Below are 16,137 nucleotides of genomic sequence, written 5' to 3'. Positions count from 1 at the left end.
AGTCGATGCTCGATCTCAACTCCGCCAAGTTTGCGCGTAGCTCGCTCTGTTCAAGCCCGGCGATCGCTCTCGGATCCTATGCCGTGGCGCGGGGGCGCGAGCCGAGCGCCTGCCGGAGCGCGGACTCGAGCGAGTCCTTCGCGAACGGCTTCGCGACGAACCATGTTCCGTCACCTAGCGCGCCGAGGTCGAGCTCCTCTCGAGGGTAGCCGCTGATAAACACGATCGGCAGCGACGGGTCGCGCTCGCGCGCGAGGCGAGCGAGCGTGCTCCCGCTGTCTCCGGCGGCGAGAACGACGTCGGTTACGAGCACGTCGGGACGCACCTGCGAGAGGAGCGCGAGCGTCTCCTCCGACGACCCGGCGGTGACGACGGCGTAGCCCATCGCCTCGAAGAGTCGCTTGAGGACGCGGCGCACGGCGGGCTGATCGTCGACGGCGACGACGACGGGGCGACCCTCGGCTCGCGGTCCGCCGGTCGTCGGCGCACTCGCGCGGGGAAAGAGCATGCGCACCGTGGTTCCCTTCCCGCGCTCCGAGGCGAGAAGAACGTGGCCTCCGCTCTGCGCGACGAAGCCGTGCACCAGCGCGAGCCCGAGACCGGACTTCCCCGGGTCCGTCGAGAAGAAGGGCTCGAAGGCGCGACGCCGGACCGTCTCGTCCATTCCGCGGCCCGCGTCTTCGATCGCGATCTCGACGAAGTCGTCGTGTCCGAGCGCGACGCCCTCGAGCGCCTCGTCGGCTCGCAGGTTTCGGGTCGCGACGGTGACGCGGCCGCCCGCGGGCATCGAATCGCTCGCGTTCGAGAGCACGTTTGAAAGCGCGACCTCGAGCTCCTCGGCGTCGACGTTGCAGGGCCAGAGATCCGGATCCAGGTGCATCTCCAGCTCGACGCGGTCGCCCACCTGCCTCGCGAGCGAAGGCTTCGCGCGCCCGAGCATGTCGTTCAGGACGAGGGACCTGGGCCGCAGCATCTGTCGCTGGGCGACGGAGAGCAGGCGCTTGGTCAGCGCGGCGCACCGCTCGGTCGCGGTGCGCGCCTCCTCGATGAGCGAGAGGTCGGCGGCGCCGCCGGGCGCGTCGAGCAGCGAGAGGCTCGAGAGCACCACCGTGAGCTGGTTGTTGTACTCGTGGGCAATCCCGCCGGCGAGCTTGCCGATGGCGTCGAGGCGGTGTTGCTCGGCGCGGCGGAGGGCGGTGACGTCCACGGAGGTCCCGCGGACGACCGCGTGTCCTTCGGAGGTCGTGCCGCGCGCGAAGGTGCTGCGGACCCAAACGGTCTCGCCGCTCGGACGCTGGAGCCGGTGCGCGACCTCGGCGCGTTGCCCCACCTTCGCGGCGCGCCAAATGCTCTTGATGGCCGCGCGCTCGCGCTCCGGCAGGAGCTCGAGGAACGCGCCGCGGCGTCCGAGCAGCGCCACGTCGCGGACCCCCGCGACGTTCACGACCGAGCGCGAGACCGTCGTCAGGGCCTCGGTCGCCTCGTCGAGCTCCCACACGAACGACTGCACGGCGTCGAGCACGTCGGCGTACGTACGGTCGTCCGCGTCGACGTCGCGCTGCGCGTGGACGAGCTCCGTGATGTCGTCGAGGACGAGCGCGACGCTCTCCGCGGTGCCCTCGAGGCGGAGCGCCGTCATCCGGAAGACGCGGCCCTCGTGGTTGGCCACACACGACACGCGCGCGGCGAGCGGCTCGTCCCAGGCGCGCCGCGCGAGGGACGCTGCCTCCGGGAAGGGCACCGCCTGGCGGAGGTGCACGTGACGCGCGAGCCGGGCGTCGAGCCCGAACATCGTGAGCAGCGCGGGGTTCACCACAGAGATGCGGAGCTTGGCGTCGACGACGGCGACGCCCGACGAGAGGCCCGAGAGCAGCTCGACGGCGAAGCCCTCGCTCCGGAGCACCGCCGCGGCGCGCGCGTCGAGATAGGCCTGGAGGACGAAGGACACATCGAAGAACACGGCCCGGAGCAGCGCATCCACGTCCGCCTGCTTCGTCGCGGCCCGACGGAGGAGGCTCGAGACCTGACGCGCGAGGCCGACGAGGTAGAGCGGCGAAGGGAGACCGACGCGCTCGTGCACGATCCCGACGAGCGTCCGCGACGCTGCGTAGGGGCGGTCGAACTCGCTACGCACGAGCTCGCTCCAGTACGACGCGACCTCTCGCTTGAGGCGCTCCGCCACGTTCGCGGGCACGAGGTCTCTCGTCTCGCCCCACCCGGAGAACAGCTCGTAGAACTCGTTGAGGACCTCGGGGATGGCCGTCTCGACGGCGGGCGCGAGCGCGTGGAGCGCGGCGCGGACCTCGGCGTTGATTCCGAGAAACAAACTCCGCTCCGAAGCGTCGTCGAGGGCCACGCGGCTCCGCGTCACGGCAGGCGCCCGCGCTTCCGCACCCACCCTCGCCACGGCGGCCGCAGGCTTGTGCGAGCCGTCCTCGGCGGGCAGGTCCAGAGAGGAGCGAGACGCGTTCACGGCGCTCATCGCGTAGCCCTCGAGGGTGAGGGACGCGTCGAAGAGCACCGACTTCACGATCGCCGTGACCGTCTCGACCGCCTCCTCAACGCTGCCGGAGGCGGCGAAGACGAGCGGGACGTGATCGAGCACGAAGTGCCCGAAGCTCGCGACGAACCACTGCGGCGTCAGGCGGCCGCGGTGGTGGGCGAGCCCGATGTGGAGGCAGCGTAGCGCGTGCTCCCAGTCGTACTCGGCGGTGAAGAGCTCCTCGATGTAAGCGAGCTGGTGAGTCTTGAGGCGAGCGACCTCCTCTGGCGTGCGGAAGTAGCCGCGCGTCGCAGCGTGGTCGAGCAGGCGCGCGTAGAACGAGTCGAGGAAGCGCGACGCGTTGGCGAGCACCAACGGCGCGATGGCCCGCAGTCGAGCGCGGGCGTCGTCGTCGAGACCAAGCGCGGCGAGCCGTCCCTCCACGAGCTTCGGGGTGAGCTCCAGGGATTCCGCGAGCTCCACGACCGCAGCGCGATGCACGCGGGGAGGATAACGCGAAGGCCGTCGTCCGTCACGACGCGGTCCTGCAAACGCCGCCCCGTGCGCGAGACACTGCGCACGGGACACTCTCCAAAACGCGCTCACGAGCCGCGGACGGCCCGGGCTAGCTCTCCATCCGTCGAGCAAGTCCGAGCTGCCGCCCCGAGTTCAGGAACTCGAGCGCCGGCTTCTACTTCCACCTCAGGTGTGCAACGTCAGGTGCTACGGGCTCGCGCCATGCGGTACTTCCACGTCAGCGCAAGCGTCGATGCCACAGCGAACGAACGAGAAGCAGCAGGTGATCGAGATGCTGAAGGCCCTGCTCGCGCCGCAAGGCTGCACGGGCACGGCGACGTTGTACTCGGCGGCACCCGTCATCTTATCGTCGCTTCGCTCGACAGCAGCGGCGGCGTCGAGGGTGTGAGAGCAAGAGCCGAAGCGCGAGAACATAGGGAACAGCAGCCATGGTGTTCCTCCAGCCCGCGCTTTCGTTTGTTTCGGTTGTTGCGCTTGTTTCGACCGTGCGCTGCCTTCTTTTCGATGCAGCCTGGCTCCGTGAAATTCCCGTCCCCGAAGGCTTGCGAGGAAGCGCGGGTAGCACTGCGGGCGCTCTCCGAACTTCCTCGAAGGAGGACGACCTCTCGCACGGTGCAGGTTCGACCGGGCGGTGAAGGATCTCCCGTATCCGTCACGGTTCCACGAGAAGCCTTCGAGCTTTTCCTGGAGGTCCTCGGCCAGATGGCGAATGGGAACGCCGTGACGATCGTTCCTGTTCACGCCGAGCTGACCTCGCAGCAGGCTGCTGACCTCCTAAACGTTTCGAGACCTCACCTCGTGAGCTTGCTTGCCGAGGGCAAGATCCCGTTTCGCCTTGTGGGCACGCACCGCAGGGTCTTGGTGGCCGACATCTTGGCCTTCAAGCAGAAGGACGATGTGCAGCGCAAGGCCGTCCTCGATGAACTAACCGCCGAGGCCGAGAAGCACGGATTGGGATACTAAGCGAACGATGGCGTTCGTCGTTCTCTACGACGCTTGCGTGCTGTATCCCGCGCCGTTGCGTGACCTCCTCGTTCGCCTCGCCAACACGGGCATCGTGCGAGCGCGTTGGTCTGGCGCCATCCTGGACGAATGCTTTCGAAGCATCCTGGAGCAGCGACCGGAGCTGAAGCCAGAGGCGCTCCAGCGAACGCGTGCGCTGATGGCGCAAGCGGCCCCCGACTGCATCGTTACTGGGGTCGAGGCGCTCATCGAAGGGATCTCGCTCCCCGATCCCGATGACCGACACGTTCTGGCAGCGGCTGTCCGTGTCGGTGCCCAGGCCATCGTCACCTTCAACCTGAAGGACTTTCCCGATGACACGCTCGCGCCATACAACGTCGAGGCGCAGCATCCCGATGACTTCGTCTTGCACACCATCGACCCGCGCCTGGCGTCGTTACGCAGGTCGTAAGCGAGCAGGCCGGTGCCCTCAAGAGCCCGCCGAGGAGCGTTGCGGAGTTACTCGACACTTTGCGAAGCTAGGGGGCTTGTTCGCTCCGTTGCGAAGCTGCGCGAGTTGTTCGGCGTCGCCGACCCAACCGCCTAGGGCAACGAGCGCTGTTCCTCCTTCGTTGCACCACGACACTCCGCGGCCGCATCGGTGCCCATGCTGCTTTCGAGCGTGAGCCACCGAGTCCAACACGAGGATGGGCGACTGGACCTCGAACCTGCTGTTCATCGGGCGCCACCAGCTCGCGCTCGCCGTGAACAACGCGACCCTGCTGCCCGTCCTCCTACCGATCGCGCCCAACAAGACGCTCACTCCGGTGCACCCGCGAGACTCTGCTCCCTCCGCGCGCTCTTTTCCGCTAACGTTTCGTGCACGAAACATCTCCGGCACCGCGTCGCTCGGCGCCGCGGGGTCTCACGCCACGACAAGGAGCCGGCTCATGCCCAGTCACTTCCGCCCCGAGCACGAACAGTTTCGCGAGACCGTCCGCCAGTTCGCGGTGAAGGAGATTTTGCCCTTCGGGGACGACTGGGAGGAAAAGGGCATCTTCCCGCGCGAGCTGTTCCGTCGCGCCGGCGATCTCGGCATCTTTGGCGCCCACTACCCGGAAGAGATGGGCGGCTCCGGCGGCGACTATTGGTTCAGCGTGGCCAAGAGCGAAGAGCTGCCGCGCGGACGCCTCGCCGGCGTCACGATGGCGCTGCTCGTGCAGAGCGACATGGCCACGCCCGTCATCGCCGACCTCGGCACCAAGGAGCAGATCGAAGAGTTCTTGAAGCCCGCCTTGCGCGGCGACTCCATCGCGGCCCTCGGCGTCAGCGAGCCCAACGCCGGCAGCGACGTCGCCGGCATCCAGACCGTCGCGAAGCGCGACGGCGACGACTACGTCCTAAACGGCAGCAAGACGTACATCACCAACGGCACCCGCGCCGACTTCGTCACGCTGCTGGCAAAGACCAACCCGGAGCACGGCGCCCATGGGTGCACGTTTTTCTTGGTGCCCACGGCCACCAAGGGCTTCAGCGTGGCGAAGAAGCTCAAGAAGATCGGAAATCTCTCGAGCGACACGGCGGAGCTGGCCCTCGAAGACCTCCGAATCCCGGCGCGCTACCGCCTCGGCGAAGAGAACCGGGGCTTCATGTACCTGATGCAGAACTTCCAATCGGAGCGCCTCATCGCCTGCACCAGCGCCGTTGCCGGCGGGCAGCTCGTCATGAACGAAGCCATCGCCTACGGCCGCGATCGCATGGCCTTCGGCAAGCCGCTCATCAAGCGCGAATACTGGCAGCACAAGTTCGTTGACCTCCAGACGCGCCTCGAGGCCGCCCGGGCGCTGTCGTACCGCGCCACCGAGGCCTACAACGAGGAGCGCTACGAAAAGAAGATCGAGCTGAGCTTCGAGACCGTGAAGCTCATCAGCATGGCGAAGATCTTCGTGGGGGAGCTGATCAGCGAGATCACCGATCAGTGCCTCCAGTTCCACGGCGGCGCGGGCTACATCGAGGAGTACCCCATCGCTCGCGCGTGGCGAGACCAGCGGCTCTTGCGCATCGGCGGCGGCACCACCGAGACGATGCGCTACTACGTCGCGAAGCTCATGGGCCTCTGACGAGGCCGCCGCCGAGCCGCGCTGAAAGTCGCCGCTACAGCGACGGGTAGCAGAAGCCCGTGCCCTGCGGCCCCGTGCCGCAGGCGCCTTGCGCCGTGCAGCAACGCACCGTGCCCGCGCCGCCACCCGAGAGCGGGCACTTGGCGACCGTCTCGTTTTTGCACTCGCCCGGCGCTGGTGCGTTGGCGTCGTTGGTCGGCGCCGAGCCCGGCAGGATCTCGAAGTCGGTAAAGTCGAGCTCATCGTCGAGCTCCACGATGCAGCGATAGCGCCCCGGTGCCTGCGTCGCCTGCGTCGTCGTGAACGCTTGCGGATCGCGCGGGTCGGGGATCGCTTGAATCGAGATCTTCGGAAACTCCGTGGCGACCTTGCCGCTGAAGCGGCCGGGGATTCGCTCGCCAATGACGAGCGGCGGCAGGCGCGTCGGCGCGCCGTTCAAGATGACCGGCTGCATGCTGATCTTGAGCGTCGCCTTCGGATCGCCGATGGCCACGTCGGCGATGCAATAGACGGCCGTGCCCGCGATGAATTGGAGCCGGTCGATGGTCCCGCCTTCGTCGGGGGCCATGTAGACGCTCTTCAGGCCCGACGTGTTGCACGACAGGGCCGGCAGGCTCGCCGTGGCGGCGACCGCAAGGCCCAGGACGCGCCTCGAAAACCGGAGATCGCCGCGGACCATTTGCCAATCGTGACAGCATGGATTTCGCGCCGTCAAGCGGGCGATACTTTAAAGATGGCAAACAAGCTCGACGTTCGCGTGACCATCGACGTTCAAGGCCGGGCCGTCGCCGCCGCCGCCGTGCAAGACAAGGCCGTCGGGCAGGCGCTCGCGCAAATGGGCAACGAGGTCGGGACCAAGCTCGCCACGGCGAAGTGCCCTGAGCACGGGCAGGGCCCCACCGACGTGCGCATTCACGTCGCGCGCGGCGGCAAGGCCGACCTCCGCTACGAGTCGTGCTGCGCGAAGCTCCGCGACGTCGTCGGCGGCCTCCTCGGCTGACCGTCAGAGCACCGGCGAGAGCAGCCGCGCCAACGCTTCGGCCAGTCGCTCGGTCAAACGAAGGCGAGCCCGTGCGTCCTTGGTGATGGCGCGCGAATGGCTCAGATCGTTCTGGAAGGCGGCGCTCAGCGCCTCGTTCGTCGCCGCATCGAGGATGAGCGCCGTCACCTCGAAGTTGAGCCGGAAGCTCCGGTTGTCGAGGTTCGCCGTGCCCACGAAGGCGAGGGCGTCGTCGACCACGAGGGTCTTCGCGTGGAGCATCGGCGGCCCGTATTCGTAGAGCAGGACGCCGGCTCGAAGGAGCTCGTCGTAGTAGGAGCGCGCCGCCGCCGCCGCGACGCGCGAGTCGCTCTCGGCGGGCACTAGCACGCGAACGTCGACGCCTCGCATGGCGGCGGCCTTGAGGGCGAGCAACATCGGTTCGTCGGGGACGAAGTAGGCCGACGTCAAGAGGATGCGGGACGCGGCGCCGTTGATGGCCGCAAAGGTTGCGGTTCGGATCACCTGGTGGTCGCGGTCGGGCCCCGACTCGAGGATCTGCACGAGCGGCCCCGCCGTCGAGGCGAGCGTCGCGTCGTCATGAGGAAAGAAGGCCGGGCGAGCGTCGTGGCTCGGTGAGCCGCCCGTCGCGTAACACCAGTCTTCCAGGAACACGACCTGAAGCCACGTCACGCAGGGGCCCGTGAGGCGCACGTGCGTGTCGCGCCACGGGTGCTTGTTCACGGCACCGTTCTCGTCGTCGGTAACGTTGACGCCTCCGGTGAAACCAACGTTGCCATCCACGATGACGATCTTGCGATGGTTTCGGAAGTTGAGCACGCGCCCGCCCAGACCAAAGAGGCGCGGCCGATTGAACACGGCGACCTTGGCTCCCGCGTCGGTGAGCGGCTTCATGAAGCGCTTCGTCAGCGTCGCGCCCACGGAGCCAACCCCGTCGACGAGTACGCGCACGTGGACTCCCGCTCGGGCGCGCTCGACGAGCGCGTCGCGAACGCGCGCGCCGGTGCTGTCATTCTCGAAGATGTAATAGAGGACGTGGACGTGATCGCGGGCCTGCCCGATGGCCGTCACGATCGCGTCGAAGGTCGCCGCTCCGTCGGTGAAGATCGCCACGCTCTCCGCGACCGACAGGCGCGCGCCGCCGGCTCGCTGCGCCACGCGGACGACGTCGCGAGCGACGCCGTCGGAGGGCGAAAGCGCGGGGCGTGCATCGGGCTTGAGGGCGGCCTGCGACGCACGCAGACGCTTCAAGCGTCGCCTCCGAAGCCGCCGCGGTCCCAAGAAGAAGTAGACGACGAAACCCACGCCCGGCAGCGCCACGAGCGCAAGCAGCCACGCGAGCGTGGCGACAGGGCTCCGCTTCTCGAGGAGGATCCAAGCGCCGAGCGCCACGACGTACGCCACCTCGAGGAGCGCCAGTGCCGAAAAGAGCGTCGACGAAGCCATGAGCGGGGCCTCAGCTTAAGCGAGTCTGGGGTCACCCGGTCTCGCGTGGCGGAGGGCGACGGAGGCGGATCGGCCACCGTCCATGACGGCGGCTCACCCGCGCGCAAAGGCGCAAATTCACCGGTTGGAGGCCCGAAACGCGTTGGCCCGACTCCTGCTTCAACGTGTCCAACGCTCCCACATGGGAGCCTCCTCAACTCCGCAGAGGTCGACATGAACATCTTCCGCAACGTGGCTGCTCTTTGGGTTCTCGGTCTCACCGCTGCCTTCGCGCCTGGCTGCTCCTCCGAGCCCACCGACGAAGAGCAAGTCGAGGATGAGGGAGCGCTCACGACCAGCAAGCAAGGTCAGTGGGTCGTCAACTTGAAGAAGGTCAAGGAGCTCTACGGCTCGACCTCCAAGTACTTCTTCGGTCTCGCACCGGAGGAGGGAGGCCTCTGCAAGGTCGACGCGAACGGGCAGCCCGAGGCGTCCTGCGCGAAGATCCCGCCGGTCTTCGATCAGGTGTTTCACTACAACGAAGATCACACGCCCGTGCCCGCCGACTCGTGGGCACCGATCCTCAAGATGGAGGGTTCGCCTGACACGACGCCGGAGCAGGAGGCGCTGGGCCTCAAGGTCAAGGGTGGCATCGCCTCCGTGAAGGGCGCTCGCCTCAACATCATCCCGATGTTGCGCGACACGGACCCGACCGATCAGGCGCACATCCGAGCTTGGATGCAGAACGGCGACGTTCAGGTCTACTTCCACCCCGAGACGCGTGACACCAAGGGGCAGATGGATCGCCGCGCGAGCCACGTGGCGATGTTCTACGACTACAAGAAGGCTGACGGCCGCGAGTTCGTCCACCACGTCGACAACCCGAACAGCTACGGCCCCCAGTTCAACCACGCGCCGGACCGCCAGATGCCGTTCCACATCTTCCGCTTCAAGCCGAAGGGCATGAGCGCGGAGCAGTCGAAGGCCTACGGCCTCAACTCGCGCAACTGGGCCTTCATCACCGACGACCGCTCACCCTTCGCGGACTTCTTCACGCTGACGCTCCAGAGCTACGACGACCTCGTCAAGAAGTTCAAGGAGCCGGCGCTCCGCGGCGAGGAGATCGCGAAGGTCTACTGCTCAGGCCTCGCGTTCACGAACCTCAACCTTGGCGTGAACTTCCCCATCAAGCCGAACATGCTCCGCGCCGAGGGCTATAGCCGCGCTGAAATCGAGGAGCCCGGGCTCAAGGCCGACGTCCTCGCGCCTGCGTCGACGCAAGGTCTCTCGCCCGCCTACGCCGGTCGTGAGCGGCTCGTCTTCGACCCGTACACGACGAGCGACCTGACCAACGCCTGGATCGACAACACCTACGCGGCGCTCCCCGCCGTCGCGCCGGAAGGCCAGCCCTCGCGCCGCGCCATCGCCAACAACCCGAAGACGCAGGAAGGCGTCTTGGGCGGCCTCCAGAGCCTCGCGTGGAGCGACGCTGAGCGCACCGAGAAGGCTCAGCAACACATCGACGTCAGCAAGGTTGCCACACCCGCTCGCGTGAAGGCTTGGGCCGACGCCTACGGCCTCACCGCCACCGACACGCAGGCGTGGCTCCAGCGCAACGCGGAGATCGCGACGCAAGTCACCGAAGAGCGCATTGACCCGAGCGGCAAGACGCCGATGCAGGTGCTTCGTCAGGTCGAGCTCGCGACGGTCTCAAACCGCTTCGTCGGTCCGCGCATCTGGGCCGACGAGGCCGACCACCGTCAGTGGGCCTTCGATCCGCGCATGCTGGCGATGCCCGGCATGGTGGCGCCCAAGGCCGAGGTCGACCTCGTTTACGTCGGCACGGTGCTCAACTGCGAGCTGCTCGCGTCGGCGAACGGCAACCAAGCGAGCGCATGCCTCGGCACCGGCGGTCGCATCAAGGAGTTCACCGAGGGCGGCGCCGACACGAGCACGTACCCGCACTACGCCGTCGCCAACGGCGCCGAGCGTACGCACCGCCGCTTCGACGCGAGCCCCTTCAGCCGCGGCAAGGATCGCGACGGCACCAACGAGCCCCGCAGCTTCGGCAAGGGCACCAAGATCAGCGTCCGCGCCACGGCCACCGAGGCCAGCGACCTCCTCGTGCTCTTCCACACGCCGGCGATGAACGCCTCGCTCCCGGAAGACGTGAAGAAGCTGCCGGTCAAGGAGTACGACAAGTTCTGCACGAAGGGCTACGCCGAGGCGGCCGCCGCGGGTCGTCGCTCCTCTTGCGCCCCCAAGCAAGCCATCGTCCTCGACCTCAAGAAGACCGAGGAAGTCGCGCAAGGTTGGGCGAAAGCCGAAGGCAAGATCGTCGACTCTCAATACACCTTCGACCTCTCCAAGGCCTGCACCTTCACCAGCGAAACCAAGATGAAGTGCATCGTGGCGGAGCAGAAGGCTGACGGCTCCGGGTGGGAAGTGAAGGGCGAACAGGAAGTCTCTCGCGAGATCCCCAAGGTCTCCAAGACCGGCCTCGTGGCCCTCACGCTCGCCGACCAGGGCGCCAAGTCAGAAGGCGCTGACGTCGATTCGCTCTGCCCCGCTTGCCAGCGCGGCGGCGCCCACTTCAACCAGTGGACGCTCACGGTTCGTAACGACTGAGCGGTAGGGGCTGACCGGCTCACCCCAAGGAATGGCTGAGGGAGTCGCTCTTCGCGGAGCGGCTCCCTTCCGCCTTTTGTGCGCACGGCGCGTGCTTGCGGTAGTGTGCAATGGCGTTGCTCCGAATCGCCAAGCTCACCGACTACGGCATCGTCTTGCTCGCCACCATGGCGCGGGACCGCCGCCCATCGTGGTCGGCCAGCGAGCTGACCGAGGCGACGGCGCTCCCGTCGGCCACCGTCGCCAAAGTCCTCAAGACGATGACCAAGGGCGGCCTCCTCTCCTCGCACCGCGGCAAGCTCGGCGGCTACAGCCTTGGTCGCCCGGCCAAGAGCATTTCGCTCTTGGAGATCGTCGAGCTCATGGATGGGCCCGTGTGCCTCACGGAGTGCAGCGGCAAGAGCTCTCACACGTGCAGCATCTCGCGCGGCTGCCCCGTGCGCGGTCACTGGCGGCGCATCAACGAGACCGTTCGGCGCGCTTTGATGGGCCTGACGCTCGCGGACATGGCCGAGCCTTTGCCGCGCAGCGCCGAGTCGGGCGCCGCGCTCCTTCGCATCGCGAAGCGCTGAGCACCGCGCGCGCCGTCAACGCATGGCGAGGGTGATGGCCTGACGGAGGAGCGTGGCTGCTGGCCGCGGCGCACCGGCCCGCGACAGGAGCACGTAGCGAACGGGCAAGAGTCCCTCGAGAGGACGACCGACGAGGCCGCGCGGGAGCTGGCAGAAGTCGTTCACCACGGTGAGCCCGAGGCCCATGGCGGCGAAGTGAAGCATCAGGTCCCAACCGGAGGCCTCCACGGCGACGCGCCAAGGCACACCTGCCGCCGCGAGCGCCGCGGCGAGCGCGGTGCGATGGGGGCGACCGGCCGGCGGCACGATGAGAGCGAGGTCGGCGAGCTCCGCGAGGTGTACGACGCGCTTCTTCGACAAGCGATGCGCGCGCGGCATCACGAGCATCGGTCCCACCGCTGCGAGCGGTGTCGCGACGAGGCCCTCGGGAACGCGGTCGAAGGACGCGACGCCCAAATCGGCTTCACCGGAGGCGACCGCGTGTGCCGTGCCCTCGCGATCGCGCGTGAGCAGAGAGAGTGGCGCGTGGCCGCCGCGCAGGTAGGCCCGGAGGGCAGGCCCGAGGAGGTAGCGGTAGGCGCCCTCGCCGGCGGAAAGCACGACGGGGCCCGACCGCTCGCCGGAGAGGCGCGCGCGGACGTCGCTGTCCCGCGCGGCCGCCTCGCGCGCATGGGCCAGGAGCGCCTCGCCCTCACGCGTCAACGCGAGCGACCGACCCGCGCGGACGTAGAGCGGTACGCCCACGGCCTCGGCGAGCCGCCGAATCTGCACATGCAACGCCGGCTGCGAGATGTGGAGGCGCTTGGCCGCTCGCGTGAAGTTGAGGTCCTCGGCGAAGCGGGCAAAGGAGCTGAGCCACTCGCTACGCAACATCGGATGACTATAACAAAAGACTATGAACTAGAAAAAGTGACAAGTGGCCGTTATGAGCGGCGGACGCCAAGCTGAACGGCATCATGAAAAACGAACTCACACAGGTTTCCGCGCCCTGGCGCTCCACCGTGCCCCTCGAACAAGCCCACGTGGGCATCGACATCGGTCGCGTCATCATGGCGGCGTCCGACGAAGGCGGGCGCGCCGACACCTCCTTCCTCAGCGCGAGCGACGAGGGGGCCATGCTGACGCCTCCCAACGACAGAGCCTTTGCCGTCATCCGGCGCATCGTCCAGGCCTCGCGAGGCCGCGTTTGGCTCGTCTCCAAGGCTGGCCCTCGCATCCAGGCCCTCACCCGGCGCTGGCTCACGCACTGGCGCTTCGAGGCCGAGACCGGCGTCCCCATGGCGAATGTCTTCTTCTGCCGCGAGCGCCGCGACAAGGCGACGCACGCCAAGCACCTGAAGCTGACGCACTTCATCGACGATCGCCTTGACGTGCTCGAGCACCTTCGCGGCGTGGTGCCGAACCTCATCCTCTTTGGCTACCAGGGCCCGCGCGCGGTGATCCCGCCCTGTGTCCACCACCTGCGAACGTGGGCCGCTGTGGAGGTCGCGCTCCTTGGGGATGGCCAGCAACCTCGCGCGTGACTCGGCGCCGCTACGGAAAAACGATGAACCGCGACGGCACGTGCTCCGTGAGCCAAACGCCGTTGGCGCTGCGATAAAACACGTGCCCTTCCTTCGCCATGGCGTCGGCATGAACGTGGAGCACCACCGCGACGCCGCGGCGTTGGCCCACGTTTTTCGCCGTGGCCTCGTCGAGCGAGAGATGCACGTGGTGACGTTCGCCCTTGATGAGACCCTCCTTGCGGATCGCGTCGACGAATCGCCGCGGGGTCCCGTGAAAGAGCCGCGGCGGCGGCGTCGCCTCCGGAAGCGCGAGGTCGATGGCGACGGAGTGGCCCTGATTCGCGCGGATGCGTTCACCGGTATCGTCGAAGGCGAAACGTTGCTTGTCGCTCGTGCGCACAAGCTCCGCAAGATCATCGCGTGAGACGCGTTCGCCGCGGGCCGAGAGCGCGCCCAAAAGGTCCTTCACGGCAATCCATCCGCCGTCCCCGAGCGCGACTCCGACGCTCTCCGGCTTGTGGCGGAGCACGAGCGACAGCCACTTGCTGAGGCGAACCCGTCGCGCGGCATCCACGGCGCGATGGTAGCTCGCGCTCGCTTCCGTCGCCGCAATCCGCGGTCCCGCGCGAGCGAGCCTTCTTTTGCGCGCGGTCCTTTGGTACGGTCGCGCTGGCTTTTTCCCGATGTCCACGCGCCCCCGCACCGTCGTCCTTCTAGGGGCGCAACGCACCGACCCCTCGCTCGGCACGACCGTCGCAGCGCGCGGCATCACGGGGAAGTTCGCGCTGGTGACGGCCGGCTGGCAGGAGCGCGAGCCAGAAGACGAAGAGCTCTCGGCGCACCTCGCGGGACGAACGGTCAACCTGCGCTTACACGCCCGGGCCGAGGAGGTCTTCACGGGCGATCCGGAGCTGTCGGCGGCTTACCGCGAGCGCCAACAGCGCTTGTCGCAGCGCCAGGACTTCTACCGCATCAGGCTCGAACACGCGCTCGATGCCGATTATGTGATTCGTCAGCGTCGCGCGCCGCCGCACGTCCTCGAGGAGGAGACCACGGCGTCGATCGCTGCCGTTCGCGCCCTCGACGACTGGCACCTGGCGCGCTGCGCCGAGATGCACCGCGCCTTCGAGGCCGAGTGGGATCTCAAGAACCGTCCGTCGGTGCGGCGACAACGCGAGCAGCTCGGGGAGCTCTTGGCTGGCTGCGAGGCCATCGCCATCGCCGGCGGTCACGTCGCGACGCTCGTCAATCGCCTCACGCTCTTCGGCATCGCCGAACTCGCCGGCGACAAGACGCTCTTCGCGTGGTCCGGCGGCGCCATGGCCATCACCGACCGCATCGTGCTCTTCCACGACGACCCGCCGCAGGGGCCCGGCGCCAGCGAGGTGCTCGACGTCGGTCTCGGCCTCGCGTCGGGCGTGGTGGCGTTGCCGGCGCCCGAGCAACGGCTTCGTCTCGACCGGCAGCATCGCGTCACGGCAATGGTGCGTCGCTTCTCGCCGGCGCGATGCCTCGCCTTGCCGGCGCGTTCACACGTGACGTGGCACGACGGCCACCCGGTGCATGCCGAGGGCGTCGTTGCGCTTCGCGAAGACGGAGGGCACGAGACGCTCGTGGCCGACGCAGCGGGAGGACCGACCGCGTGACGACGCCGCTCGCCATCGACGCGTTCCTCGCGGAAGCGCCCGACCGCGCCAAGGCGAAGGCCTTCGTGAAGGGCCGCAAGTTTCCCCTCGTCGAAGGGTCGCAGGTCACCTTCGTGTGGCTCGGCAAAGCCGACGCCGTCAAGCTGGTGCACTGGATCTACGGCCTCGAGTCGCAGACGGCGCTCACGCACGTCCCCGAGGCAGACCTCTACTACCTCACCGTCGAGATCCCCGAGCGTTCGCGCGTCGAATACAAGCTCGAGATCCACAAGGGCGGCCACCGCGACTGGTTCCTGGATCCGCTCAATCCGAACCGCGCGCGCGATCCCTTTGGCGCCAACTCGGTCCTCCAGAGCGAGGGCTACGAGCTGCCCGTTTGGACCACCTTCGATCCCATGGCTCGCGCCGGGACCCTCGAGCCCTTCGAGATCGAGAGCGAGGCGCTCGGCGGCACGCGCTCAGGGCAGATCTACGTGCCGCCGCGATTTCGAAAGAGCCGCGTCTATCCGCTCTTGGTGGTGCACGACGGGAGCGACTACCTGCGCTTCGCGTCGATGAAGACGGTCTTGGACAACCTGATCCACCGCCTCGAGATCCCCGACGTCATCGTCGCGTTGACCGATTCACCGGATCGCCTTCGCGAATACGCCAACGACGAAAATCACGCGCGCTTCATCACCGAAGAGCTCGTGCCGCATCTGGCGTCGCGCTTCCCGCTTCGTGACCGGCCCGACGCGCGGTGCCTCCTCGGCGCGAGCTTCGGCGCGATCGCGGCCTTCTCCACGGCGTACCGGTACCCGGGCTATTGGGGTCGGCTCTTGCTCCAGTCGGGGTCGTTCGCCTTCACGGACATCGGCCGAAGCGCGAAACATGGGCCGACGTTTGATCGCGTCGTTGAGTTCATGAACCGCTACCGCGCCGAGCCGACGGCCCTCAGCGAACGCGTCTTCGCGAGCTGCGGCGTCTACGAGAAGCTCATCTACGAGAACCGGTCACTGGTGCCGCTCTTGTCCAAGACGGGCATGCAGGTGCGCTTCACGGAATCGCGCGACGGCCACAACTGGGAGAACTGGCGCGACCGCTTGCGCGAGGGCCTCTCGTGGCTCCTGCCGGGGCCGCTGATGCTCGTCTACGAATGACATGACGCTCGCGAGGCGCGCTGCGCTCGCGCGCCTACACAGGGCGACTCTTTCCGCCGCGACGTGAAAGTCAGAGTCTTGAGCGCCGGGTTCACCCGCGGACCGGGAAAATCAAGCGTGGATCGGTCGTTGCCTTTCGTG

General features: G+C 67.7%; 14 protein-coding genes and 1 pseudogene. 9 read left to right on the top strand and 6 right to left on the bottom strand.

Annotated features, from left to right (window positions below; all coding sequences use genetic code 11):
• Positions 1–76: 76 nt before the first annotated feature.
• Positions 77–2,983, bottom strand: a complete 2,907-nt coding sequence (locus IPG50_09965) for a response regulator (GenBank protein MBK6692515.1) — start codon at positions 2,981–2,983, stop codon at positions 77–79.
• A gap of 222 nt (positions 2,984–3,205) precedes the next feature.
• Positions 3,206–3,433, bottom strand: a complete 228-nt coding sequence (locus IPG50_09960) for a hypothetical protein (GenBank protein ID MBK6692514.1) — start codon at positions 3,431–3,433, stop codon at positions 3,206–3,208.
• Between the two features lie 306 nt (positions 3,434–3,739).
• Here IPG50_09960 and IPG50_09955 point away from each other — a divergent pair, with 306 nt between their 5' ends.
• The 3 genes and pseudogenes from IPG50_09955 (at position 3,740) to IPG50_09945 (ending at position 6,081) form a co-directional block, all read left to right on the top strand.
• Positions 3,740–3,982 (top strand): helix-turn-helix domain-containing protein, encoded by a 243-nt coding sequence (locus IPG50_09955; GenBank protein ID MBK6692513.1) that lies wholly within the window; start codon positions 3,740–3,742, stop codon positions 3,980–3,982.
• A gap of 7 nt (positions 3,983–3,989) precedes the next feature.
• Positions 3,990–4,568 (top strand): annotated as a pseudogene (locus IPG50_09950) (PIN domain-containing protein).
• A gap of 343 nt (positions 4,569–4,911) precedes the next feature.
• Complete coding sequence (locus IPG50_09945) at positions 4,912–6,081, top strand: acyl-CoA dehydrogenase family protein (protein ID MBK6692512.1); 1,170 nt, start codon at positions 4,912–4,914, stop codon at positions 6,079–6,081.
• Between the two features lie 34 nt (positions 6,082–6,115).
• Here IPG50_09945 and IPG50_09940 read toward each other — a convergent pair whose 3' ends face one another.
• Positions 6,116–6,760, bottom strand: a complete 645-nt coding sequence (locus IPG50_09940; GenBank protein ID MBK6692511.1) for a hypothetical protein — start codon at positions 6,758–6,760, stop codon at positions 6,116–6,118.
• Positions 6,761–6,814: 54 nt separating this feature from the next.
• Here IPG50_09940 and IPG50_09935 point away from each other — a divergent pair, with 54 nt between their 5' ends.
• The gene (locus tag IPG50_09935; protein MBK6692510.1) at positions 6,815–7,081 is read left to right on the top strand and encodes a hypothetical protein; all 267 of its coding nucleotides are present in this window, start codon (positions 6,815–6,817) and stop codon (positions 7,079–7,081) included.
• Positions 7,082–7,084: 3 nt separating this feature from the next.
• Here the strand turns inward: IPG50_09935 and cls are convergent, their stop codons facing one another.
• Positions 7,085–8,527, bottom strand: a complete 1,443-nt coding sequence (cls, locus tag IPG50_09930) for a cardiolipin synthase (GenBank protein MBK6692509.1) — start codon at positions 8,525–8,527, stop codon at positions 7,085–7,087.
• A 213-nt stretch (positions 8,528–8,740) separates the two neighbouring features.
• Between cls and IPG50_09925 the strand changes: the two genes are divergently transcribed.
• Together IPG50_09925 and IPG50_09920 are read left to right on the top strand one after the other, a co-directional pair.
• On the top strand, positions 8,741–11,134 hold the full coding sequence (locus tag IPG50_09925) for a hypothetical protein (GenBank protein MBK6692508.1): 2,394 nt from the start codon (positions 8,741–8,743) through the stop codon (positions 11,132–11,134).
• Positions 11,135–11,244: 110 nt separating this feature from the next.
• Positions 11,245–11,706 (top strand): SUF system Fe-S cluster assembly regulator, encoded by a 462-nt coding sequence (locus IPG50_09920; protein ID MBK6692507.1) that lies wholly within the window; start codon positions 11,245–11,247, stop codon positions 11,704–11,706.
• 15 nt (positions 11,707–11,721) lie between these two features.
• Here the strand turns inward: IPG50_09920 and IPG50_09915 are convergent, their stop codons facing one another.
• Complete coding sequence (locus IPG50_09915; GenBank protein ID MBK6692506.1) at positions 11,722–12,579, bottom strand: LysR family transcriptional regulator; 858 nt, start codon at positions 12,577–12,579, stop codon at positions 11,722–11,724.
• 83 nt (positions 12,580–12,662) lie between these two features.
• Here IPG50_09915 and IPG50_09910 point away from each other — a divergent pair, with 83 nt between their 5' ends.
• Positions 12,663–13,229, top strand: a complete 567-nt coding sequence (locus tag IPG50_09910; protein ID MBK6692505.1) for a hypothetical protein — start codon at positions 12,663–12,665, stop codon at positions 13,227–13,229.
• Positions 13,230–13,239: 10 nt separating this feature from the next.
• Here IPG50_09910 and IPG50_09905 read toward each other — a convergent pair whose 3' ends face one another.
• Complete coding sequence (locus tag IPG50_09905; protein MBK6692504.1) at positions 13,240–13,980, bottom strand: RNA 2'-phosphotransferase; 741 nt, start codon at positions 13,978–13,980, stop codon at positions 13,240–13,242.
• Between IPG50_09905 and IPG50_09900 the strand changes: the two genes are divergently transcribed.
• Both IPG50_09900 and IPG50_09895 read left to right on the top strand, forming a co-directional pair.
• Complete coding sequence (locus IPG50_09900; protein ID MBK6692503.1) at positions 13,895–14,857, top strand: hypothetical protein; 963 nt, start codon at positions 13,895–13,897, stop codon at positions 14,855–14,857. The genes IPG50_09905 and IPG50_09900 overlap by 86 nt on opposite strands.
• On the top strand, positions 14,854–15,996 hold the full coding sequence (locus IPG50_09895; protein MBK6692502.1) for an enterochelin esterase: 1,143 nt from the start codon (positions 14,854–14,856) through the stop codon (positions 15,994–15,996). Before IPG50_09900 ends, IPG50_09895 begins: the two co-directional genes overlap by 4 nt.
• Positions 15,997–16,137 lie beyond the last annotated feature (141 nt).

It is taken from the genome of Myxococcales bacterium (assembly GCA_016703425.1).
Classification (GTDB): Bacteria; Myxococcota_A; Polyangia; order Polyangiales; family Polyangiaceae; genus JADJCA01.
This window is presented reverse-complemented; position numbering and strand designations above follow the sequence as displayed.